The organism is Sphingobacterium rhinopitheci, from assembly GCF_022627575.1.
GTDB classification, from domain to species: Bacteria; Bacteroidota; Bacteroidia; order Sphingobacteriales; family Sphingobacteriaceae; genus Sphingobacterium; species Sphingobacterium rhinopitheci.
Genome location: NZ_JADEYQ010000003.1, coordinates 26,049 through 49,277, shown reverse-complemented (window position 1 = coordinate 49,277; position 23,229 = coordinate 26,049). Strand labels below are relative to the sequence as shown.

The 23,229-nt window shown below is 35.0% G+C and carries 21 protein-coding genes; 5 read left to right on the top strand and 16 right to left on the bottom strand.

The genetic code is table 11. The features are described from left to right. Positions 1-62 precede the first annotated feature (62 nt). Both IP023_RS05050 and IP023_RS05045 read left to right on the top strand, forming a co-directional pair. On the top strand, positions 63-401 hold the full coding sequence (locus IP023_RS05050; RefSeq protein WP_241789175.1) for a tetratricopeptide repeat protein: 339 nt from the start codon (positions 63-65) through the stop codon (positions 399-401). Positions 402-474: 73 nt separating this feature from the next. Further along, positions 475-873: a copper resistance protein NlpE gene (locus IP023_RS05045; protein WP_241789174.1), complete on the top strand. Its 399-nt coding sequence runs from the start codon at positions 475-477 to the stop codon at positions 871-873. Between the two features lie 38 nt (positions 874-911). Here IP023_RS05045 and IP023_RS05040 read toward each other — a convergent pair whose 3' ends face one another. The 4 genes from IP023_RS05040 to IP023_RS05025 form a co-directional block, all read right to left on the bottom strand. Next, positions 912-1,412, bottom strand: coding sequence for an FKBP-type peptidyl-prolyl cis-trans isomerase (locus IP023_RS05040; RefSeq protein ID WP_241789173.1), 501 nt, complete (start codon positions 1,410-1,412; stop codon positions 912-914). A 2-nt stretch (positions 1,413-1,414) separates the two neighbouring features. Next, positions 1,415-3,445, bottom strand: coding sequence for a thioredoxin domain-containing protein (locus tag IP023_RS05035; protein ID WP_241789172.1), 2,031 nt, complete (start codon positions 3,443-3,445; stop codon positions 1,415-1,417). An 18-nt stretch (positions 3,446-3,463) separates the two neighbouring features. Continuing rightward, positions 3,464-3,958 (bottom strand): SixA phosphatase family protein, encoded by a 495-nt coding sequence (locus tag IP023_RS05030; protein ID WP_241789171.1) that lies wholly within the window; start codon positions 3,956-3,958, stop codon positions 3,464-3,466. 817 nt (positions 3,959-4,775) lie between these two features. Next, the gene (locus tag IP023_RS05025) at positions 4,776-5,963 is read right to left on the bottom strand and encodes a glycosyltransferase (RefSeq protein WP_241789170.1); all 1,188 of its coding nucleotides are present in this window, start codon (positions 5,961-5,963) and stop codon (positions 4,776-4,778) included. A gap of 166 nt (positions 5,964-6,129) precedes the next feature. Here IP023_RS05025 and IP023_RS05020 point away from each other — a divergent pair, with 166 nt between their 5' ends. The 3 genes from IP023_RS05020 (at position 6,130) to IP023_RS05010 (ending at position 8,899) form a co-directional block, all read left to right on the top strand. Continuing rightward, complete coding sequence (locus IP023_RS05020; RefSeq protein WP_241789169.1) at positions 6,130-7,197, top strand: glycosyltransferase family 4 protein; 1,068 nt, start codon at positions 6,130-6,132, stop codon at positions 7,195-7,197. Between the two features lie 13 nt (positions 7,198-7,210). After that, positions 7,211-7,867: a glycosyltransferase family 32 protein gene (locus tag IP023_RS05015; RefSeq protein ID WP_241789168.1), complete on the top strand. Its 657-nt coding sequence runs from the start codon at positions 7,211-7,213 to the stop codon at positions 7,865-7,867. 78 nt (positions 7,868-7,945) lie between these two features. Continuing rightward, positions 7,946-8,899, top strand: coding sequence for a glycosyltransferase family 90 protein (locus tag IP023_RS05010; protein ID WP_241789167.1), 954 nt, complete (start codon positions 7,946-7,948; stop codon positions 8,897-8,899). On the opposite strand, the gene IP023_RS05005 is transcribed toward IP023_RS05010, so the two are convergent. From IP023_RS05005 to IP023_RS04950, 12 genes are all read right to left on the bottom strand, one after another. Next, positions 8,886-9,995 (bottom strand): glycosyltransferase family 4 protein, encoded by a 1,110-nt coding sequence (locus tag IP023_RS05005; protein WP_241789166.1) that lies wholly within the window; start codon positions 9,993-9,995, stop codon positions 8,886-8,888. The two genes, IP023_RS05010 and IP023_RS05005, sit on opposite strands and share 14 nt — an antisense overlap. Next, positions 9,986-11,002: a glycosyltransferase family 9 protein gene (locus IP023_RS05000; RefSeq protein ID WP_241789165.1), complete on the bottom strand. Its 1,017-nt coding sequence runs from the start codon at positions 11,000-11,002 to the stop codon at positions 9,986-9,988. The genes IP023_RS05005 and IP023_RS05000 overlap by 10 nt, the downstream gene beginning before the upstream one ends. A gap of 11 nt (positions 11,003-11,013) precedes the next feature. Next, positions 11,014-11,619: a DUF4254 domain-containing protein gene (locus IP023_RS04995; RefSeq protein WP_241789164.1), complete on the bottom strand. Its 606-nt coding sequence runs from the start codon at positions 11,617-11,619 to the stop codon at positions 11,014-11,016. 45 nt (positions 11,620-11,664) lie between these two features. Then, positions 11,665-13,155 (bottom strand): NADH-quinone oxidoreductase subunit N, encoded by a 1,491-nt coding sequence (locus tag IP023_RS04990; RefSeq protein WP_241789163.1) that lies wholly within the window; start codon positions 13,153-13,155, stop codon positions 11,665-11,667. 7 nt (positions 13,156-13,162) lie between these two features. Further along, complete coding sequence (locus IP023_RS04985) at positions 13,163-14,770, bottom strand: complex I subunit 4 family protein (protein ID WP_241789162.1); 1,608 nt, start codon at positions 14,768-14,770, stop codon at positions 13,163-13,165. Position 14,771: 1 nt separating this feature from the next. Beyond that, the gene (locus IP023_RS04980) at positions 14,772-16,778 is read right to left on the bottom strand and encodes an NADH-quinone oxidoreductase subunit 5 family protein (RefSeq protein ID WP_241789161.1); all 2,007 of its coding nucleotides are present in this window, start codon (positions 16,776-16,778) and stop codon (positions 14,772-14,774) included. Continuing rightward, positions 16,778-17,083: an NADH-quinone oxidoreductase subunit NuoK gene (gene nuoK, locus IP023_RS04975; protein ID WP_241789160.1), complete on the bottom strand. Its 306-nt coding sequence runs from the start codon at positions 17,081-17,083 to the stop codon at positions 16,778-16,780. Before nuoK ends, IP023_RS04980 begins: the two co-directional genes overlap by 1 nt. Then, positions 17,080-17,622, bottom strand: a complete 543-nt coding sequence (locus IP023_RS04970) for an NADH-quinone oxidoreductase subunit J family protein (RefSeq protein WP_241789159.1) — start codon at positions 17,620-17,622, stop codon at positions 17,080-17,082. Before IP023_RS04970 ends, nuoK begins: the two co-directional genes overlap by 4 nt. Positions 17,623-17,624: 2 nt before the next feature. Then, on the bottom strand, positions 17,625-18,188 hold the full coding sequence (locus tag IP023_RS04965; protein WP_241789158.1) for a 4Fe-4S binding protein: 564 nt from the start codon (positions 18,186-18,188) through the stop codon (positions 17,625-17,627). Between the two features lie 200 nt (positions 18,189-18,388). After that, a complete protein-coding gene (gene nuoH, locus IP023_RS04960) occupies positions 18,389-19,462 on the bottom strand; it encodes an NADH-quinone oxidoreductase subunit NuoH (protein WP_241789157.1) in 1,074 nt (357 codons plus the stop codon). Positions 19,463-19,542: 80 nt separating this feature from the next. Beyond that, positions 19,543-21,543, bottom strand: coding sequence for an FUSC family membrane protein (locus IP023_RS04955; RefSeq protein ID WP_241789156.1), 2,001 nt, complete (start codon positions 21,541-21,543; stop codon positions 19,543-19,545). Between the two features lie 212 nt (positions 21,544-21,755). Beyond that, a complete protein-coding gene (locus IP023_RS04950) occupies positions 21,756-23,222 on the bottom strand; it encodes a glutamate synthase subunit beta (protein WP_241789155.1) in 1,467 nt (488 codons plus the stop codon). Positions 23,223-23,229: the final 7 nt, after the last annotated feature.

The following is a 23,229-nucleotide window of genomic DNA, read 5'->3' as shown; positions in this document are numbered from 1 at the left end:
CTTGCATAATAAATATTGTTTTTTAGCATTACAATAAGTTTCTTTGTTTAAAATTGATATTCATGAATAGAATTGAGCAGTTAGAAGAGTTTTTGAAAGAAACTCCACAGGATCCTTTTTTACATTATGCTTTGACGATGGAGTATTTGAAACAAGGGGATATTGTGAGAACACGAGAAGGTTTTGAAAATCTTGTTGTTACATTCCCTAATTATGTAGGGACTTATTATCATTTTGGTAAGTTTTTGGAGAAAAATGGGGATAAAGTACTAGCTGAAGATATATATAATCAAGGTATTGCTGTTGCCAAAAATGCACGGAATATGCATGCCATGGGAGAATTGCAGGGTGCATTGAACCTGATGAAAGGGTTTGATGATGATGACGAGGATGCGTATTAAATGTTAAATAAATGTGGATAGATGGGTTTGGTATCTTTTTTGAATAGTATACTATATTATATAAAGTATTACCATGCGAATCATCTCTATTTTTTTTATTTATGTGCTTTCGATTGTTATTTTAGAAGGATGTATTAATAAAAAATCAACAGGAATAGTTGAAGAAATATCTAGTATTAGTCTTGTAGGAGCTTATGTAGGTGATCTTCCTTGTGTAGATTGTGATGCTATAAGCACTGTTTTACAATTAGGACAAGATCATTCTTATAAATTGACTTACACATATGATGGTAAATCTAGTGATTCATTTGTTAGAGAAGGCTCGTGGGTTATAAAAAAGAACCATCTTGTACTGAAAGGGCTAGATTATATCTATAAAATTGAACCAGATTATTTAGTTCAATTAGATTTATCTGGTCAGGAGATAACAGGAGAATTAGCCGATAAATATCAATTGGCTAAGATAAAATAAAACTAAGGCGACCCATAAAAGGTCGCCTTAGTTTATTATTAGTGAGCTTCAGTACCGTCAGCACCATGAGCATGTCCGTGAGACAATTCCTCTTCAGTAGCAGGACGTATATTTAAGATCTCAATTTCGAAACTTAATGTTTTTCCAGCCATAGGGTGGTTCAAGTCAGCAATAACTGCTTCAGGAGTTACTTCTACTACTACAGCACGGAATTGATTACCTTGGTTATCTTGCAAAGGTAATACTTCACCTACTGGAGGAAGACCTGTTTCTTTGAACATATCAGCAGGTAATTGAGCGATAGCTTTATCGTCTTTTTCACCATAAGCATCAGCTGCAGTTAAATCGAATGATATTTTACCACCTTCAGCTAAACCGCTAATATTTTCTTCAAATTTAGGCAACATCATACCTACACCATATAAGAAAGTTAAAGGGTTTTCAGTAGTTGTTTGCTCTACAAATGTTTTCTCACCGTTTTCTTCGATTGTATGAAGAATGTAATTCAACGTTACTACGTTGTTGTTTTCTATTGCCATTTTCAGTCGTTGTATGAGGATTTCTCCTCGTTATTAGTAATTAATTCAATCAAATCTGTAATAGATTCCATAGGAAGACTACAGGTTTGATTACTACAAAGGTATGCTTTTGATTGGATATCTTGTCTATTTAGTAACAAAGGAAGCGTACTTTTTGTTCCTCCTAATGTTATTTTATTTGGAATATATATATCACTATCTAATGCTGATCGCCATTGTTGTGCAAGGGGACCCGTCAGCGCAATCTCATTGGTACCATAAACTTTTTCCAATAATTGTATAGCCCAGTTTGAATATCCTGACCCATAGCTTTTGATATGTGGATATACATTGGCAAAAACTTGGTCTGCTATAGCGGTGAAACTGTCGCTATCAAATAATAATCCTAATTTGTATAGCTGTCTGACAATTGTAGAAGATGAGGCAGGAATTACGTTGTCCATCGTTTCGCTTTTACGGGCGATTAATTGTTCGGCGTTATTAGCGGTATAATAGAATGTCTTTGCTTCGTGATCATAGAATAATGAAATAGCATCTTCCGCCAATTTTTTTGCTTCGAATAACCATTTTTCATCAAATGTAGCTTCATATAATGAAATATATGCTTCTATAGTAAAGGCATAATCATCCAAAAATCCATTAATTTTTCTATTTGAATCTTGTGGTTGATGTAATAAAGTATGTTGGTCTTTACAGTTATTTTCAATAAAATTGGCAATGCCAATCGCAGTTTCTAAATGCTTTTCGTCTTGAAATACACGATATGCATCTACGAGGCCCTTTAATAATAGGGCATTCCATGTTGTCAACTGCTTGTGATCAAGCCCTGGTCTAACTCTATTTGCTCGATAAGCCAATAACGTTTTTTTTATCTCTTGCAGTTTATTATTCCATTCTTCGGAATTTAGATTAGCTTCACTTATTAATAGACTACTTTTTTTAGAAATAAATGGGATATTTGTTCTTTCTTCTTCCCAATTTCCATGAGCTGTAATGTTATAATATGCCTTAATGAATTCAGCATCTTTACCTAATATTTCAAATTCGTCTGACTGAAAGGTGTAAAATTTTCCTTCTATTCCTTCGCTATCGGCATCTAAGGCAGCATAAAAACCTCCATTCTCGGCCTTCATTTCTCGGATCGCCCATGCTATCGTTTCGAATACTATATTTTTATATAATGGATTGGGTTTTGCTTGGTATGCTTCACTATACAAACTTATCAATTGCCCATTGTCATAAAGCATTTTTTCAAAATGAGGAACATGCCATTTATTGTCTACAGAATAACGCGAAAAACCACCTCCAATCTGGTCGTAAATACCACCATTAGCAATTTCCTGTAGCGTGAAATGGACATGCGCCAATACGGATTCATCTTTAGCGAGGGTAGCATAGCGCAATAAAAATAACCAATTATTGGGCAAAGGGAATTTTGGCGACCTACGATAACCACCAAATTGAAGATCAAAATCTTCTTTCCACGGTAGAATTACAGATTTTAAATCTAATAAAGAATATTCTTTAGGTATATCCAATATAGGAAGCTTTTCGGAACGATTAATACCAGCAGTTAATTTTTCAGCATATTCAATTGCTGTCTGTGGAGATTCTTCCCATAGTTGAGCTATTTGAAGAAGGATATTTTGCCAATCATGAGGTTTGAAATAAGTACCACCATAGATGGGTCTTCCATCCGGTAAACAGATTACATTCATGGGCCATCCTCCAGCGTTCGTCATAAGCTGAACAGCAATCATATATATTTGATCTATATCTGGTCGCTCTTCTCTATCGACTTTTATCGATACATAGAAGGTATTCATCGTCTGTGCGATAGCATCGTTTTCAAAACTTTCTCTTTCCATCACATGGCACCAATGACAGGCAGAATAGCCAACACTGATAATGATAAGCTTATTTTCTTCTTTTGCTTTATTTAATGCTTCTGTGCCCCATGGATACCATTGCACAGGGTTGTGCGCATGCTGCTTTAGATAGGGAGATGTTTCGTTTTGAAGTTTATTTGCCATATACGAAGGTACATTTTTTTATTCACTGATTACTTTTTGTAGGTAGGCTGTACCTCCCGAAAGCATGGTGAAATCTAATCCTTCTTCAATATGAATTTTTGCTACAGCAGAGGTTTTAAGGGTAATATAGGAATTGCATATATAATTTGTAAGGTCTGATAATCCCGGATTATGACCAAATACAAATACAGTATCAATATGTTGAGGTACTTTATTTATTACAGTAAGGATATCTTGGTAATAAGCTTCATAGATAGCTTTATTTTGGATGATACGATCTACAGGGAATTTAAGTATTTCAGCAAACAAATTAGCTGTTTGAATGGCTCTATTAGCAGATGATGATATAAAACAAGTGTTATCATCTATGCATATCTGTTCCTTTAATTGGTTTGCTATTGTTTTACTTCTATTAATACCTTTTTCAATAAGATTACGGTCATAATCTGCTTGAGAAAAAGCGTGTTCCTCAGCCTTGCCGTGCCTAATAATAAATAGTTTTTTGACAATCATTATTAACTACATTTTGAGAGTAATCCATACAATTAGTAATTTCAAACTTGTTGGATTTTAATGTTTTTGTAAGTCTAATATAGCTATATATTATTAAATATATCCTTTATGTACATCAGAATGATGATAATAATGTATGTATCTTATTTGAGCAGCATTACTGATTTATAAAATATGACCTGAGGTAACAATTACTGTAACAATTAATTATTGCTTATTTATGTGTTTTACTTTCTAATAAATTTACTTCTGACTTGTGGAAGTATTGAATGTCATTGCGAGCATGCGAAGTATTCCGTGACCAAATAACAGATTGCCGCGTCGTTCCTCCTCGCAATGACGAAGTATTCCGTGACTAAATAACAGATTGCCGCGTCGTTCCTCCTCGCAATGACGAAGTATTCCGTGACTAAATAACAGATTGCCGCGTCGTTCCTCCTCGCAATGACGAAATTAAAAACGTCGTTCCTCCTCGCAATGACGAAGTATTCCGTGACTAAATAACAGATTGCCGCGTCGTTCCTCCTCGCAATGACGAAATTAAAAACGTCGTTCCTCCTCGCAATGACGAAATTAAAAACGTCGTACCTCCTCGTAATGACGAAATATTCCGTGACTAATTAACAGATTGCCGCGTCGTACCTCCTCGCAATGACGAAATTAAAAACGTCGTACCTCCTCGCAATGACGAAATAATAACCCGTCATTGCGAGCATGCGAAGCAATCTGTTTCAAATCTGTACAGTCCTAAAAAAAAACTTGTATTATAATTATAGATATTATCTTATTATTTTAATATATAAACGTCGATCTTAAATTAAGAAAACTTCTGTTTATAGAATTGAATTTCATTATCTAAATTATGGTTGTCGGTGATATAGTTATGTGCTTGTTTTACCATATCAACATAAAAAAGGTCATCACTTAAAAGCTTTTTTATAGAAGAAGCAAACTCTTGTGCATCCTCCGTCACCAAGCAACCGTTATTCTTCTTTTGTACAAGTCCATCTACTCCACGAGTATTTGTTACTACCGGGATATTATTATTTAAGGATTCTAAGACCTTTATTTTTACGCCTGTTCCACTTAACATTGGGCAGATTGTGATTCGAGCATTATCATAATACTCTTGTAGATCTTCTACCATTCCGTGAATAATGATATTTGGATGTTCCTCAATAGTTTCGCCTATTTTGCCGACTACGTGTATTCTAATATCTTTGCTAAGTAGGGGTAATACTTCCGATATAAACCATTGCATACTATTGTAATTGTGAGGATTTATACTAGCTACGTAAAGAACTTCATATTTATAAATCTTCTGTAGAGGGGTGATTTCTTTTTTGTGAAAACAAAACGGTAAGTAGGTTACTTTACTTTTTGTAAATTGTTCAAAAATATATTTCTCTTCAATAGAAAATGTCCATATCTCATCAAATTTTCGTGCAGCTTTCATTTCTGATTGAAAGAGATGTCCGATTTTATTAGTTTTATGTTTTGATTGTGCTGTTATAAAGTCATGAGAATCAAGGATTAAATGGGATTTGTAGTTTATGTTGTCTACAAAACTACTCCATGTAGCATAACTGATGATGATGTTATCATATACTTTGCTATTGAATAGTTTAGTAACTTTATTGTTTAGAAAAGGGTTAGATATATCTATCGATTTCTTTTTAAATAATTTAATGATAAAATTAGGTATTTTATAGAATAGGATAGATTTTATAGGGTGTTTTTTTTTATCTATTTTTCTATTTAGTAAAATCAGATTGATATTCGGGAATAAGGTATGAAATTTATTTATGCTTTCTTCAGACCATGTTCCCCAATCACTTAATGATAAAAAATCTACGGTATTCGTAATGGCTGTTTCATTCAGATAGTGTAATACTTTTAGTGAATGTGTTATATTTCCGGCTTTGAATGCTGTAGGACAATCAGGCATGAAATATAATATATTCTTTGCGGTATTTTTTCTTTGCACACTATTTAATGTAGACATACTATCTTATATTAATTGATTTTCTATACTCTTTATAACGTCGCTAACGTAAATTTCGTTACATCGATGTGTATTTTTTTCCTTATTGTTTATTTATACTATAAATAGTAAGGAATTATATCTTTTCTTTATATTTGGAGTAAGTTTATTATTATAATTAATTGCAATGTATTCAAATAAACAGGTGATTTTTGACGCTGAAAGAATGCGATATCCTAATACTGGTCTTTATTTTTATTGCCTTCATTTAGGAAATGAATTGTTGAAGATTGCTAATGAATACAATAAAAATACTTTCTTTAAAATATATGCTGACAAAGATAATCATGTATTTGATTATAATCCGTTGTATTTAAACTTTAATTCTTTTCACAAATTTGCACTGCCTAATTTACCTACAGGAACTATTTGGCATTGCAATTTTCAATTGACAAATTATATCCCTAGTCGAAATAGTGTGAAAAAGGTGGTCACGGTGCATGATCTCAATTTTTTACGTGAAAAAAAAGGGGACAAGCAAACTAAGTATCTTAAAAAATTGCAACGAAATATAGATTGTGCTGATGTATTGGTATGCATATCTGAATTTGTTAAGAAAGAGGTTATTCAACATTGTAATGTCCAAGGCAAGCGTGTCGAGGTGATATACAATGGCAATAATATAAATGATACTGTTGTAGCAAAACCTTTGGAACGAGATGGTTTAGATCTCTCTAAACCATTTTTGTTTGCCATCGGTGTTGTACTTCCGAAAAAGAATTTCCTTGTTTTGGTTCATTTATTGGTACATAATAATCTCAATTTGGTGATAAGTGGAGTTTTGACGGATGACAATTATAAGCAAGAAATAATAGCTTTGGCTACTAAATTGGGTGTTCAAGATCGTGTTTTCCTCACAGGACCAGTTTCCGAATCTGAAAAGTATTATTTACTTCAAAATTGTCATGTTTTTTGTTTTCCTTCACTCACTGAAGGCTTCGGCCTTCCTGTGGTAGAAGCGATGCATTTTGGGTGTGATATATTGTTATCTACGCATACAAGCCTACCAGAAGTAGGAGGCGATGTAGTGCGTTATTTTGATTCTTTTGATCCCTCTTATCTTGAAGATTTGAGTAGGGATATTGCATCATGGGATATATCAGGTGAGGAAAAAAATCAGGTCAAAGAGCGCAGCAAACTTTTTAGTTGGGAAACTGCGGCAAAAGCATATTGGCAGATTTATAATTCTTTATAAGGATTAATATATTATGGCAATTCCAAAAGTAATATATCAGACTTTTAAGACTTCCAAAATCCCTTGGATTACGAGACTTTATATTTGGAATTTTATGCGTAAGAATAGGTCCTATTCGTATGAATTTTATGATGACGCACGTATTGATAGCTTTATAAAATCAAATTTTGATGAAGAGGTTTACAATGCTTACACTAAATTGCAAATAGGAGCGGCAAAGGCTGATTTTTTCAGGTATGCCATATTATATATTAAAGGAGGTGTTTATTTGGACTTGGATAGTGATATTTTGGTTTCTTTAGATACGGTATTAAATGAAGACGATGTCGCTGTCATCACCCATGAAGGTTATCATAAAGACTTATATGTACAATGGGGATTGGTTTATGATAAGGGACATCCGTTCCTAAAAAGAACATTGGATTATATTGTTGATAACATCAATAATAGAAGACACTTACATGATGTACATGCCTTGACGGGACCAACTGTTTATACCAAAGCTGTTAATGATTGTTTACTGGAAGATCCTAGCATTAAGCACCGTGTACTTGGCTATGATTATGATGGGATGATGCAGTTTAAATATAAGTTAGGTAAATTGTTTATTTATGGAAATCGGAAATTACATTGGAAGAAATTGCAAAAGGAAATCACCGTAATTAAATAGATTTTCTAGGTGATAGATTAATCAATTAGATTCAGTTTAGTCTAAATACGTGTAGTATAGGTGTAATTTTGATGATTAATGATAAATAAATTCTATAAGAAGAGAATACTCAAAAATAAGAATAATAAATTTTTCTATTATTTACAGTCTTTTTGGAATGATTTAAAGCCCAGTGCTTTTCTACGTTCAAAATTAAAATCAGCAGCAATAGATTATTTTTATAATCAAGATGCAGCTATAAGAAATAGGGTAGATTATTACAATAAGTTAGTTGGCGTAAAAGATAGTTTAACTTCAGCTATTGCTATTGAGGATTATAAAATCCCTGAGCGAATCCGTGTATATTATTTTGATAGTAAATATTATCTTAAGCATTTTAACCCAAAGTTCAGATTTCATCTGCTTCCAGGTGATATCACACAAGTACCGGATGAACCTTCAATAGTAAAAAGTAGACCTGTCCAAGGTGATAATGCAAATTCAGTACTTCTAAATCTAGATAAGTGTAGACATTTTAATTTCTTAATTGACGACATTAAGTTTGAAGACAAGAAGAATTTACTTATTGGTAGGAGTGGCTTTAGTCAGCCTCATAGAGCACGATTTTATGAATTGTTTGCTAATCATGAAATGTGTGATTTGAAAAAAGCTACACATAAGTCTGATACCGGCTATTTGGATATTGAAGGTCATTTGCAATACAAATACATTTTGGCATTAGAGGGCAATGATGTCGCTACAAATTTGAAGTGGATTATGTCCTCAAATTCTATTGCAGTGATGCCTAAACCTAGATTTGAAACTTGGTTTATGGAAGGTACTTTGATAGCTGATCAGCATTATATATGTATTAAAGATGACTATTCAGATCTCGAAGAAAAATTGAATTATTATAACAATAATCCTAATCAGGCAGAGCAGATAATAGCTAATGCACATCAATATATTGATCAATTTAGGGATCAAAAGAAAGAAGATATTATAGCATTATTGGTATTAAAGAAATATTTTGAATGTACTAATCAGTCTTAAGAAGGTCAGTATATACGCGTGCCCATTGCGATGCGATTACATCATCGTTGAAGCGTTGGACAAATGCTAATCCTTTCCTTATCATTTCTGCTTTTAGCGCGTCGTTTGCAAGAATATTTTGAATAGCATTACTTATATCATTGATGTTCTCGGGGTTGATATAGCAAGATGAAGGACCACCAGCCTCTGGAAATACGCCAGAATTGGTAGTGATAACAGGTGTGCCAGCATATAGTGCTTCAATGATGGGAATACCGAATCCTTCATATTTAGAGGGATATATAAATATGTCTGCCATAGCATATAGTGTTGATAGCTCCTCCATGGTAAAACCCTGTAGTATATGTACACGGTCTTGTAATCCTTTTTGGCTAATGTATTGCTGTATTTCGGCGGAATATTTTGTTTCTTTTCCTACAATGACTAATGGGATGTCTATATTTTCAATAGCTTTAATTATTTGCAATGCATTTTTACGGGGCTCTATAGACCCTACATTGAGCAAAAATTGTTTTGGCAAATTGTATTTTTCACGAATACGATCCTTTTGCTCTTGAGTTTTTATGGTTTTGAATGCAGGGTGACATCCTTGATAGATAACAGCTATTTTAGCGGCGTCAATATTATAGTATTCAACAATATCATTTTTCGTTTGTTCACTGATAGCTATTATTTTATCTGCATGATGAACAGCGTATTTAAACTTATTGTTATATAGGATACGATCTATGGGGTTGTATAGCTCAGGGAACTTCAAAAATATCAAGTCGTGTATAGTAACGACAGATTTTATGCTTGTATTTTTTAATCCTTTAGGAATTTCTCCTGAAAGGCCATGGTAAAGTTGTATATTATCGCTGACAAGGTCTTTTACTATCCAGCGATTTCTCCACAAACTGTTGAAAAGAGTATCAATTTTCCCTTTGGGAAGTTTGGTATTAATATCATCTAATGTAGATCCTTTTATTTTGGGTGTATATTTTATATACTCGTTTGCAGGGTAATATTCTTCCATAATTCGAACGAGGTCACGGCTATAATTACCAAGACCTGTCTTGTTAAGAAAATATCGTTTTGCGTCGAATCCTATACGCATATTGAATCTATCTTTGCTATAACCATTTCTGGCGTTACTAAATCTATTGCCTCAACACCATCACAAATACAAGATTTATTACCATAAATTGAACTTGGACGATTTGGGTGCTCAACTTGGATACAATCAGCGTTTGATTGGCCATAGCCTATGAATCCAGCATATGGATGTGTTGCTCCCCAAATAGAAAGACATTGTGTACCTACTAAAGAAGCCATATGCATGCCAGAACTATCCATAGCAATCATCAAATCTAAATGTGAAATGATATCCAATTCTTGTTCTAGTTTATACACAGCAATAGTGTTGATAACATGTGGATAACTCTGCGCCCATTTTTCTGCGATCTCGCTTTCGTTCTTTCCACCACCAAATATATAGGTTGAAAATCCTCGCTCTGAAAGGTACTTTATGATTACCTCCATTTTATGTAATGGAAATACTTTGAAGGTATGTTGTGCAAATGGCGCAATACCAATTTTATGGTTATTTGAAGCCAAATCCGCTAATAATCCGTTGGGAATCAGTCGATGTTGTTTTGTTAGCCGGTTGCTTAAAGTTAACGGAAAACCTAATTCTCGAAATACATCAGCATATCTTTCTGTTGTTAGCTTTAGCTGTTTTTTATTGTTATTGTTTGGGTTTGTTAGCTCCTTTTTTTCAGCTCTTCCTTTGTTAATTATTACAGTCTGTTTTCCACATAGTGTGAATAACTTGTCTAATATTCTGGAACGTATATTATTATGAAGATCAGCAACACAATCAGGATTATAAGCTTTTAACTCTTTAAATAGTTTGTAAAGACCAAATAATCCCTTATGTTTCCCCTTGGGGTCAATAGTATGAAATGTAATACGAGGGATATGTTGAAAAAATGCCTGAAATAGTTTCCGTGATACCATTATTATTTCAGTATCCGAATGTTGCTCTTGGAATTCTTTCAACACCGAAGCGACCATAGCGACATCGCCCATTGCCGAAAAGCGGGTAACTATAATTCGCTTCATGGTAATATATTTTATTTTTGAGCGCTATATAGCACAGGATTTAAAGAAGGGTCATTATACATTTTCATTTGCTTGTACACCTTCATATATTTTCTTCCTGCAGCGATATCAGCTAATAATTCGTCTATACTCAATGATAAATCATTGCGTTGCTCCAATAAAATATTAAGCTTGTTTTGACAGGTATCAATATGATCTGCATCAACATCGGTACGTAATGTCTCTTGCTCCATATGGTATATTTTCAGGGCTAATATAGATAATCTATCTATCGCCCATGCAGGACTTTCCGAATTTATTTTAGCATCCTCATTTGGCTTAACATCGGCAAACTTCTGTAGATAATAGCTATCTATATATTCTACATTGTCTGTACGTACTTGATTTTGCTTATCTATTCTTCTTTTCCAATAAAGACCTTCTTTGGGATCTATCTCTGGATTGCGGACAACATCTTCCATATGCCACTGTGCAGTGTCAATCCAACATTTTAGATATAAAAGATGCTCCAATGAATTAGCTTCATATGGGTTGCTTATCGGTTGATCTATTAGATCATGAACGTGATAGTCATCTATGGCACGTTGAAATATGGTATTTGCACTTGCACTAATCATATTGCAAATATAAGTATTATGTGTAAACTATATAAGATGGAGTATTTAATTAAATACTTGTAAAAGTAGATCTGGGAAAATACCAAATAGTAACACCAAAAAACCAAATATAATGCCAATACCGTAAGTCAATGTTAGTGGTATAGGAGGATTTTGTGTTTCATCACCTTTTCTTAAGAATGCATATAGAGGGATTCGGAAATAATAGAAAAGAGATATTACTGAAGTCAGTGCTCCTACAATAAGTAATAGTAAGAAAGGAATATCTTGTGTTGTTTGATACAAATCGAAGGTGGCAGAGAATACTAATAATTTACCTATAAATCCTGCAGTAGGAGGTAATCCTATTAAAGAGATACCTACAAATGTAAATATTGTAAATAGTATAGGGTATGTTTTTCCCAATCCTGCATAATCTGCAATAGTTGTAGAACCTATTTTCTCTTCTAAGGTTTGTATAAAAGCAAATACAGCAATATTCATCAGTGTATAAACTGCTAGGTAGAATAATAATATCTGTGGATCTTTGGTTTGCGTGCTAATCACTGCCATTAATAAGAAACCTGTATGACCGATAGAAGAGTAGGCCATCATACGCTTTACGTCTGTCTGACGCAATGCTATTAGGTTACCTACCAGCATAGTGACGATAGCTACTACAACGATAAATAATAATGTAAGCTCACTAAAGTAGAATGAAGTCGATACCCAAGCTTGAAAGATGCGGCTCAATAATACAATCGCGCCTATTTTGGGTACTGTTGATAAAAAGGACGTAATTGGAGTAGGTGCTCCTTCATAGACATCCGGTGTCCACATATGAAAAGGTACAAATCCTAATTTGAAGCCTATACCTACAAACATAAATAGTAAAGCAATAGAGATCATAACAGGAGGTGCAGATATTAATCCTTGAATATGTGCTTGACTAGCAAAATCCAAATTCCCCGTGAAACCATATAGGAGAGATAGCCCATATAACATGATGGCAGCACATACGGAACCAAAGAGTACATATTTCATGGCTGCTTCTGCCTGTCTCTTCGTTTCTGAAAAATAACCTACTAAAATATATGAACTTATCGATACTGTTTCAATAGCAATAAATGCTAATAACCAATTAGTGGTTACTGTAAGCAGGTTTAATCCTAATCCTGCAGCAAGTAATATGGTATATATATCACCTAAATTTTTTCCGAAGGTTTTGTTTTTGAAATACTGCTGAATCAAAAATAAAACTACTAATAAGGCTAATTGAATAATAACACGTGCATATACCGCAAAATTGTCAATAATGAGCATTCCGAAAAATCCTGATGTTGGATTATCAATCTGGGGGATCGTCACCATTATAGATGCTATGATACCTAAGAATGCTACAGCTAAAGAACTATGTTTCCATATTGTGTCAAAAAATAAGGTCGCTAATATTGTGCCTATAAAGGCAACAATTATTACCAATTCTGGTTTGAATACCGGAATAGATGCAATAATCTGATCTAATATAGAAGGTAGTTGGCTACTAAATTCGTTCATTCTCCTCTTATAGATATTGTGATACCATAGATACTAAATTCAATACCGAGCTATTCAATTTGTCAAAGAATAACGAAGGCATCACGCCCAATATAAGTGCTATTGCTAAGGTAGGGAACAATATAATACGTTCCCTGCAGTTTACGTCTCCCTCTAATGCTATAGCCCATTGTTCGCCACCTTTAAGACGCGTTTGACCAAAGAACATACGCTGTAGTGTCCACAAGAAATAGGCCGCACTCAATAGTATTCCTATAGATCCCGCTATAGCCATCCAACGTGGCAATCCAGTTCCTATAGATTCTGAATTGAACGTACCGATGATCACGAATGCTTCACCTATAAATGCCGAGAAGCCAGGTAAGCCTAAAGAAGCAAAAAATGCAATGGCAATAAAGCCTGTATATTTCGGCATTAAGGTTGCTAATCCTCTAAAGTTGTAAATATTGCGATCGTGAACACGGTCATATAATACACCTACCAAGAAGAATAATGCAGCCGATAAGAAACCGTGGCTTATCATTTGGAACATCGCACCGGATATACCTTCTACTGTCAATGATGCTATACCTAATAGGACGAAACCCATGTGTGACACTGATGAATAAGCAATCATTCGCTTTAGATCGCGCTGCGCTAATGCATTGAATGCACCATATAATATAGAAATAACTCCAATCAGACCTAACCACCAATTGCTATGCGCTACCACATCTGGAAATATACTCACACAGACACGAACAATACCATAACCACCAATTTTTAATAATATACCTGCTAGTATGATGGAAATTGGAGTAGGAGCTTCTACGTGAGCGTCAGGCAACCATGTGTGGAAAGGAACAATAGGTACCTTAATCGCAAAGGCAATAAATAATACTATAAATCCAATGTCACGCGCAGGAATATGTAATATCTCATTGTAATTATTGAACCATGCGAAGAATGAGCCATCTACATAATTGTTGGGATCCATCATATATAACATATTGAAGGTATGTGCTCCAGATATCGGATTGATAACCGAGAAATAGAGTCCCACAATAACTAACAACATGAAGACAGAACCAAATAAGGTATAAATAAAGAATTTGATAGCGGCATATTCACGATTCGCACCTCCCCATATACCTATCAAGAAGTACAATGGCAATAGCATAACTTCATAGAAAATATAGAATAAGAAGAAATCTAAAGCACAGAATATACCCATAACAGCCATGTTTAACAGCATGATAAGCGAAAAGTATCCTTTAGGGCTTTTTTCTGTATTCCAAGAGGCGCCAATAGCCATGAGCATGACAAAAGCACTCAATACCAAAAGCGGCAGTGAGATTCCGTCGACACCTAAGAAATAATCTATTTCCAATTGTCCTAGAGACCCTAAATTTAACCTTATCCAAGGGATTTGTTCTACATATTGAAATCCTTCAATAGCATTGATCCCTGCGGCGGTATTATCAAAATTGGCATATAGCCAACCCGACAGTATCAGTTGAATTAAGGTAATCGCTAAAGCTATGTATTTATAACTTTGACGTAGTGTCATCGGTAACGCAAGAATTAAAACTGTCGCTACTAACGGTAAAAATATCAAAAGAGAAAGTATTCCCATACTATCGTATTATCAAATAAATAATTCCAATCAAAACTACTGTCAATGCAAAACCTAAGTAGTTCTGCAAACGACCATTTTGCACCCAGCGTAAAAGATGCCCCAAATAATAAGCTGTTCCAGCTATTGTATTTACTAAACCATCTACAATATATTTATCAAACCAAGAAGCTACTTGACTTAATATTTTTACTATATGCCCAATACTATTTACTAAACCATCTACAATATACTTATCAAATAAATAAGCCCAATTGCTAAATGTTAATGTTCCTTTAACGATTTTATTATTTACAAAATCATTCATTCCTAATTGATGTTGTGCTGCGGTGATCCATTTGCTATTTGGATTCAGTGGGTATTTGTCCAAAACATACCAGCGGTATCCCACCCACCAAGAGCATAATGCTGTGATGGTAAGTGTTATAGGTACTATAATGTGCAGGCTATGTATTTCTTTAAAAATGTATGCTACAGAGAAGCCATCTAGAATAGCGGCGCCATGGTATGAAATAGGATTCCATGAAAATACAAAAAATAAGGAGCATATCCCTAGGAATACCATTGGATAAAGCATTGTTTTTGGTGCTTCATGAAGGTGAGGTAGTAAAGATTTGTCTAATCTAAATTCACCAAAGAAAGCTTTGAATATCAATCGACCAATATAAAAGGCAGTAGCGATGCTCACTAAAACTAGTATAATGGGGATTGTGATGAATAGTCCACCTTTGTCGATAGCCCATTCAAACGATGATATAACGATAGCATCTTTAGATAAGAAACCTGATGTCAAAGGGAATCCTGCTAAGGCTAATGAAGCAACAGTCATCAAGATAAATGTCTTTGGCATTTGTCGACGTAGTCCTCCCATATTTCTAAGGTCTTGGGGGTCGTAATCCGTTGTACTATGCGCTTTAGCATGTGCCATTTCATGAATCACAGCACCAGCACATAAGAATAATAAACACTTGAAGAAGGCATGTGTTGTCAAATGAAACATCGCAGCATCCCAGGCGCCTATTCCTACGGCTACCATCATATATCCTAACTGGGAAACCGTTGAGAATGCTAATATCTTTTTTATATCGTATTGCCCCAATGCAAAGTAAGCAGATGATAAGGCTGTAATAGTACCTATTATAGCAATAAATACCAATACATTGTCATTGAAAAGAGGAAACAAGCTACTGAGTAAGAATACCCCTGCGGCCACCATTGTTGCGGCGTGGATTAATGAAGAAACAGAAGTCGGTCCTTCCATGGCATCAGGTAACCAGATATGCAATGGAAATTGCGCAGACTTGGCCATAGCACCTAAGAAAAAACCTAGCCCAGCAATCGTCATCAGGCCTGTATTATTATCTATTCCTTGATAAAATAAACCATCTTTACCGAGAATCTCTACCAAGTCTAAACTACCAAAAGTACTGAATACCGCAGCTATACCTATCAGAAAGCCTAAGTCACCAATTCTGTTGACAATAAATGCTTTTTTATTGGCTTGAACAGCTGCCTCTTTGGTAAACCAAAATCCTATCAATAGATACGAGGCAAAACCTACCAGCTCCCAAAAAATATACATCATAAGTAGATTTTTGGAAATCGTCAAGCCCAGCATCGCGAAGCAGAATAAACTTAGGTACATCCAATAACGGTGTATTCCATTATCACCTTTCATATAGGATCTCGAGTATATATGAACAGGCACAGCAATGACGCATACTATAAGTTGCATCAATACCGTAAGGTTATTGAGTAATATACCAAAGGTAAAGGTCTTGGTTCCTATAGTAAACCAATTGTAGGTAGCCGATTGCGGCGTATGTCCCCATATCTCCGCAAATACAAATGATGCTGAAATTACTGCACTCAATATTATTGCAATCAAAGAGATATTACCCGAAGTAGATTTTTTACCGCGTAATGCTTGATACAAAAATGCGATAAAAGGAAGTACTACGACTAGTGCACTTGCTAAAATAGGTGATATGTTAAATAATGCTCCCATTAATCACGTAAATCTGTAATATTGTCCGGGTTGATAGTTTTATAGTGACGGTATACGGATAGGATAATAGCCAATCCTACCGCTACAGCAGCTGCTGCGAGCACGATAGCGAATAAAGCAAATACCTGTCCTCCGTAGTTTATCTTGTCATATCGACCAAATGCTACAAAATTCAATATAGCAGCATTTATCATCAGTTCTATACCTACCAATATAAGAATAGCATTGCGTTTTGCTAATACAGCATATAAGCCGATACAAAAGATACAGGCACTTACCACCAAAAAATGTGTTAATGTAATCATCTTTGTTCTTCCTTTCTTGATAGATGCGCTGCTCCAATTAATGCCATCAATAGAAATATAGAAATCACCTCAAAAGGCAACACATATTGTGTCATAAATTTCACCCCTAATTGATTGATGTTATTATCTGTAGCTTGAATGATATCGCCTGTTTTTATGTTTTCAAGTATCCAGTTAGGCATTTGATCCTGCCAAGTTATAACGCCATAAATCATAACCGTCAAAAATCCCAACGATAACAGTAGTGATTGCCAATTGGGAATGGAGAGAAAATGCGTAGATATATTTTGCATGTCTGATAGCAGTGCTTTATTAGAAAGCATAAAGGCAAATATCATTAATATTAATACACCTCCAACATAAACCATAATCTGTGTAATAGCCACGAAATCAGCTAAAGCAAATAGGAATAATCCCGCCATACCAAATAAGGTAATGAAGAATAAGAATAGGGCACGGGCTGTATTTTTTAGGTTAACGACCAATAATGCAGAGCCAATGGCTAAAAGTGCAAAAGCATAAAATAAAAATTTTTCCATCTTTATTTTTTCTTGGCTGCCTCCTTTTCAGCTTGAAATTGTGTCCATTCCGCCTTGCGCGTAGCTACTTCCGCATCCGACATTTCTGAAAAACCGTATATTAAATCGGTTAATTTTGTAGTGCTACGGTCGTATTGATTTGTCATCGTGATACACTCTGTTGGACATACTACGGTACATAGTCCGCAATACATACACTTGGCCATGTCTATATCAAATTGGGCTGCATACAATCTTTTTACGGATCCATCTGATGTTTTACCAATTGCTTCGGGTGATTTTACAGCTTCAATATTGATACAATCTACAGGGCATGCTTTAGCACATAGATCACAAACAATACAGTCGTCGATTTCAACATCCAGCTGATAGCGGGCTACCTCAGGAAGAGGCATTTTTTCTTTTGGAAATTGTACCGTTACTATGCCTTCTTGCTTGTCAAAATAATCGCTACGACGGATATCGAGCTCTCCACGAGATTGTCGTGCCCCAAATAGGTGCTTCACTGTCAAAAGTAGTCCTTTTACAGCTGTAGTAAATCCTTTTATCGTAGTTTTTAAAACCAATTTTTTATTCTTAATCTATTATTTAATGAGCTTCTCTCTTCTATTAAAAGGAGATCCTTCCTCTCGTCAGGATGACAAATCTGATAGACTTATCTCAATAGTCACTTCTCTTAAAACGAGATCCTTCCTCTCGTCAGGATGACAAATCTGACAGACTTATCTCAATACTCAATACTCAAATCTCCGCTCTCAATACTAACCTAAACCATAACTAATATACGCCACAGTGCTGATATTGCCATACAGACAAAAGCTAGTGGTATCATAATTTTCCAACATAAACTCATTAATTGATCGGCTCTAAAACGTGGCAGAGTCCAACGAATCCACATCTGTACGCCTACCACGATTAGCGATTTACTCAATGTCCAGAATATACCCCAGAATAATCCTGTAGTCCAATCGGCCATCTTGATTACCCCTATATTAGGAAGAGGGGTGTTCCATCCGCCCAAAAATATCGTCACACCAAGAATAGAAACAAGGAACATCATCGCGTATTCCGCTAAAAAGATAAAAGCAAATCGAATACCACCATATTCGGTATGAAATCCTCCGATTAATTCGGATTCTGCTTCAGGAATATCGAATGGTGCACGGTTACATTCGGCCAAAGTGGCTATAAAGAAAATAATATATACGACAATTAGGTGTGGTGCTTGAAATATATTCCACGCCAAAATACCGCCTATCTCACTGACATCCCAAAGGCCTAAAAAGTAAATGTTTTCGTTTGCTAATATCCCTTGGTTAAAAGCGATATCATTTAAGTTTAATGTCTGTGTAATCATTACAGCAGCAATCAATGATAAACCAACAGGAATCTCGTAGGATACCATTTGTGCAATAGCACGAATAGAGCCTAATAGAGAATACTTATTGTTGGAACCCCAACCTGCCATCAATATACCTAAAGCATCAATAGAAACAACAGCCATTAAGAAAAATAATCCAGTGTGTGTATTGGCAGGTAAAAAATCTGGTGCCCAAGGGACAACAGAAAAACCTATAAATACCGCAACAAATATAAGTACTGGTGCTGTAGCAAATAAGATTCTATCTGCAACTTTTGGGGTTATAAGTTCTTTTTGCAAGAGCTTTAGAATATCGGCTATGGTTTGCAACATACCATATTTGCCCGTCTCCATCGGCCCCAGCCTATCTTGTACAAAACCTGCAATTTTTCGCTCTGCATAGACTGCAAAAAGCGTAAATAGCGCTACAAAACCAAAAATGGCTATCGGTACAATTATATGTATTAAAAGTTCTTCCAAGGTACTTCTTTAGATTAATTCTAATTACATGCAAACATACGGAAAACGTCTGAATAGCGCTATATAATTTATAAAATATACTAACTTGGTAGAGATTTATTTTTTGAAGACATAATTGTAGTAGCAATCTTATCCAGTTCTTCAATTAGTAAATCTATTTTTATGATTTTATCCGTAAGGTGCGCTTGTGTATCAATAGCGGAAGATTTAGTGATACTCAAGGAAAGACCTATCAATAGCGCATTGATGCGGTAGGCTATAGTTTCGTAGTTACTGATGAGATTATAATCAGTTTTCTTGTTTGTTGGGTCTTTGATATATTGATCCATGGCGTCATAAAACTGTGCTAAAGAGGTTTGTACATTTTTGCGTACCAAACGCAATTGGTAAAAGTCTACTTCTGTAGTACGGATAGATTCCTTGATTTTTAGGAGGTACTTTTTATAGTTTGTGATCAATAGCTGACTAACATTCTCTACTGTTTTCAAATGATTTATAGGGAATACTAAACAGCCTAATATAGCAAATAGAGAGCCCAGTAAGGTAAAAACGAAGCGACTACCTAATAAGTTGAAGATATTACCTTCCTGTATATTGAGTGCTATAATGATCGTGATAGTTATAAAAATGACGCAAATCAGATAATTAGGCTTATTGAATAAATAGAACAAGTAAAGTGTTGTTGCTGCGATCCAAAGTAACGTGAGCGTGTCTTTGATAAAATATAATATTATTATACTCGCTATAAGTCCAATAATAGAGCCTATAATCCGCTGGAAATTTCTTTTTTGCGTAATAATATAACTTGGTCTTGCAACTAGTATTATAGTCAGTATAATCCATGAGGCATAACGATATTCAGGCAATATAAATCCTATAAATGCCGCTACCGTCAATAGTATAGACATACGGATACTATACATAAATATTGGAGAGCCCTTAGTAAAGTTCTTTTTAATAGTATTAAAGCTTATTTGTGTGGAGATAAAGCTTTTGTAATAATCATGACTTATACGTGTTTGGTCAGCAAGCTCTTCTGTGACAGTTATTGTAGTTAGTATATCATGGACGTGTTGAATATGAGCTATGATAGAAGTTAAAATAGTAGCAGCTTCGTGATCACAGTCTTTCACAAGGCGTCGTAAACTGTCGATGTCTTTGTTTAGTTCTTTATTATTTAATTCATTTTTTAATATTCCTCTATTGGAGCTTACCTTGGCTGTTTCATTCGCTAATAGAATTAACAATCGCCTTATGATAGGTAATGAATTTGTATCATTAAGCTGTAGTCTTATGGTTTCATAATCGTAGTCATTAGCCATCAATAGCTCATACATATCGATTAATCGATATATTTTGTTAATCCATATTTTATTGTTCTGTTGATTATCTTTATCAAGTTTACGTTCCCTAAGTAATAGCGAACGTACAATTTCTAATTGTTCACTGACTTTGATATGGTAAAGACTAAGCTCCTTGTATACATTTTCTAAGGGGATTTTTTCATCATAACACTTTACTTTAAGCCGTATTAGATTGGACATCTTTTCAAAGCCATCATCCATTGCATATTTTAATGATCGAGTAGGGAATAGCGTAGCTTGAATGATATTGATACAGAAAAATGTAATCGTTCCTGCAGTTAATCCGAGGGTAAATATTAACATGTCATCTGGCTTTAGTCCTAGTGTGAAGCTGATAACAATAAGCATTAGGTTGCCTACAACAGCTATTCTAGGGCCGAGTACTAATGAGAAATTACAAATAAAACCTAAAACAGCTAATAGTATGACGATAAGCCAAGGAATATGAATCATGGCATACGAAGCACACAATGCCGTTAGAAAAAATGCAGGAATGGTGATTGCGGCAGTAAGTTTTTTATCATTAAGATTGCCTGGTATATCTGTTAATGCTGTCAATATGATTCCTACACCAAAGGCTATTGCTGTAGGTAATTTGAAAATATAGAAAACAATTACACTTGGTATAATGATGATAAGGATGTTCCTCAAGGCATCTTTACTAGATTCTCGTTGAAAAAAATATATTAGTTTATTTGGTAATGATAAATTATGCATTCGTTGTTGTTACGAAACAAAATTACATTATTTTTTTAATATTAAAAACTAATGCGTAAATAGTGGTTTTAATTCAGAATATTATTTCGGCTTATTGATTAAATAAAGACATTCTATTTTAAGTGAAATATCAATGATTGCTATGGTTTATAAATGACAACACCTCTCTTTATATGCTAAAGAGAGGTGTTGTCATTTATATAAGTAGTTGCTTATGCGTAAGTATATACAGCTTCTTTACTTTCTAATTCGGTGTAACCCATCAAGTATTCATCTACTTTGCGTGCACATTCGCGACCTTCAGAAATAGCCCATACGACTAATGATTGACCACGGCGCATATCTCCTGCAGTGAAATATTTGCTTACATTAGTTTGGTACTTACCTTCAGTAGCTTTAACATTGCCACGTTCATCTAATGTAATACCTAATTGCTGCAATAATCCATCAAATTGAGGATGTAAAAAACCCATTGCTAAAGTCACCAATTCGCACGGTATCTCACGTAAAGATCCTTCTACCTCTTTGAATTTCGTGGGTCTACCAAAGTTATCTGTTTCCCATTCTAAGTCTACCACCAGTGCTGCACGTAGGTTACCCTTGTCATCACCTAAAAATTCTTTAGTACTGATACTCCAATGTCTTTGGCATCCCTCTTCATGTGAAGTTGTTGTTTTCAACAACATTGGATAGGTAGGCCAAGGCATAGCTTTTGTACGTGATTGCGGCGGCTGTGGCATCAACTCAAATTGTGTAACCGACTTAGCGCCGTGTCTATTTGATGTTCCTACACAATCTGAACCTGTATCCCCTCCGCCGATTACTAACACATTTTTGCCTGTAGCAAGGATTTCTTCAACTTGAATAGGAGAGTTACCAACGCGTTGGTTTTGTTGCTTTAAAAATTCCATAGCGTAGTGTACACCTTTTAATTCACGACCAGGAATATTTAGGTTGCGAGGGATCGTTGATCCTCCGGCTAATACAACAGCGTCATATTGATTTAATTCTGTTGCCGGTACATTGTTACCTACTTCAGCATTTGTACGGAATTCTATTCCCGAGGCTTTCATGATTTCTACACGACGATCAATTACAGATTTATCTAATTTGAAGTCGGGGATACCATAGCGTAGTAAGCCACCTACTTTATCGTCACGTTCGTACAATACAACGTCATGACCTGCTTTATTCAGTTGTGCCGCAGCAGCAAGGCCCGAAGGGCCACCACCTACAACGGCCACTTTTTTGCCTGTTTTGTTTTTGTTTGAATTCGGTTTTACATACCCTTTTTTATAGGCAATCTCGATGATGTGTTTCTCAATTTCTTCAATAGCTACAGGGTTTTTGTTGATTCCTAATACACATGCTGATTCGCATGGTGCAGGGCAAATACGTCCTGTAAATTCAGGGAAATTATTTGTTGAAGACAATATATTATATGCTTCTTCCCATTTTCCATCATATACGGCATCGTTAAATTCAGGTATAACATTGCCTAGGGGACATCCCGAGTGGCAAAAAGGTACACCGCAGTTCATGCATCGAGCAGATTGACTGTTGAGTTGCTCATCAGAATAAGAGTGAACAAACTCTTGGTAATTCTGTTTTCTATTTTCTACACCCTCTTTTTGAGGAAGTGTTCTGTCAAATTCTAAAAATCCAGTTGCTTTTCCCATTGTTTTA

Excerpts from the sequence above, each read along its gene's own strand:
- IP023_RS05050 (WP_241789175.1), top strand. The coding sequence starts at position 63 with ATGAATAGAATTGAGCAGTTAGAAGAGTTTTTGAAAGAAACTCCACAG.
- IP023_RS05045 (WP_241789174.1), top strand. The coding sequence starts at position 475 with ATGCGAATCATCTCTATTTTTTTTATTTATGTGCTTTCGATTGTTATT.
- IP023_RS05040 (WP_241789173.1), bottom strand. The coding sequence starts at position 1,412 with ATGGCAATAGAAAACAACAACGTAGTAACGTTGAATTACATTCTTCAT.
- IP023_RS05035 (WP_241789172.1), bottom strand. The coding sequence starts at position 3,445 with ATGGCAAATAAACTTCAAAACGAAACATCTCCCTATCTAAAGCAGCAT.
- IP023_RS05030 (WP_241789171.1), bottom strand. The coding sequence starts at position 3,958 with ATGATTGTCAAAAAACTATTTATTATTAGGCACGGCAAGGCTGAGGAA.
- IP023_RS05025 (WP_241789170.1), bottom strand. The coding sequence starts at position 5,963 with ATGTCTACATTAAATAGTGTGCAAAGAAAAAATACCGCAAAGAATATA.
- IP023_RS05020 (WP_241789169.1), top strand. The coding sequence starts at position 6,130 with ATGTATTCAAATAAACAGGTGATTTTTGACGCTGAAAGAATGCGATAT.
- IP023_RS05015 (WP_241789168.1), top strand. The coding sequence starts at position 7,211 with ATGGCAATTCCAAAAGTAATATATCAGACTTTTAAGACTTCCAAAATC.
- IP023_RS05010 (WP_241789167.1), top strand. The coding sequence starts at position 7,946 with ATGATAAATAAATTCTATAAGAAGAGAATACTCAAAAATAAGAATAAT.
- IP023_RS05005 (WP_241789166.1), bottom strand. The coding sequence starts at position 9,995 with ATGCGTATAGGATTCGACGCAAAACGATATTTTCTTAACAAGACAGGT.
- IP023_RS05000 (WP_241789165.1), bottom strand. The coding sequence starts at position 11,002 with ATGAAGCGAATTATAGTTACCCGCTTTTCGGCAATGGGCGATGTCGCT.
- IP023_RS04995 (WP_241789164.1), bottom strand. The coding sequence starts at position 11,619 with ATGATTAGTGCAAGTGCAAATACCATATTTCAACGTGCCATAGATGAC.
- IP023_RS04990 (WP_241789163.1), bottom strand. The coding sequence starts at position 13,155 with ATGAACGAATTTAGTAGCCAACTACCTTCTATATTAGATCAGATTATT.
- IP023_RS04985 (WP_241789162.1), bottom strand. The coding sequence starts at position 14,770 with ATGGGAATACTTTCTCTTTTGATATTTTTACCGTTAGTAGCGACAGTT.
- IP023_RS04980 (WP_241789161.1), bottom strand. The coding sequence starts at position 16,778 with ATGGGAGCATTATTTAACATATCACCTATTTTAGCAAGTGCACTAGTC.
- nuoK (WP_241789160.1), bottom strand. The coding sequence starts at position 17,083 with ATGATTACATTAACACATTTTTTGGTGGTAAGTGCCTGTATCTTTTGT.
- IP023_RS04970 (WP_241789159.1), bottom strand. The coding sequence starts at position 17,622 with ATGGAAAAATTTTTATTTTATGCTTTTGCACTTTTAGCCATTGGCTCT.
- IP023_RS04955 (WP_241789156.1), bottom strand. The coding sequence starts at position 21,543 with ATGCATAATTTATCATTACCAAATAAACTAATATATTTTTTTCAACGA.
- IP023_RS04950 (WP_241789155.1), bottom strand. The coding sequence starts at position 23,222 with ATGGGAAAAGCAACTGGATTTTTAGAATTTGACAGAACACTTCCTCAA.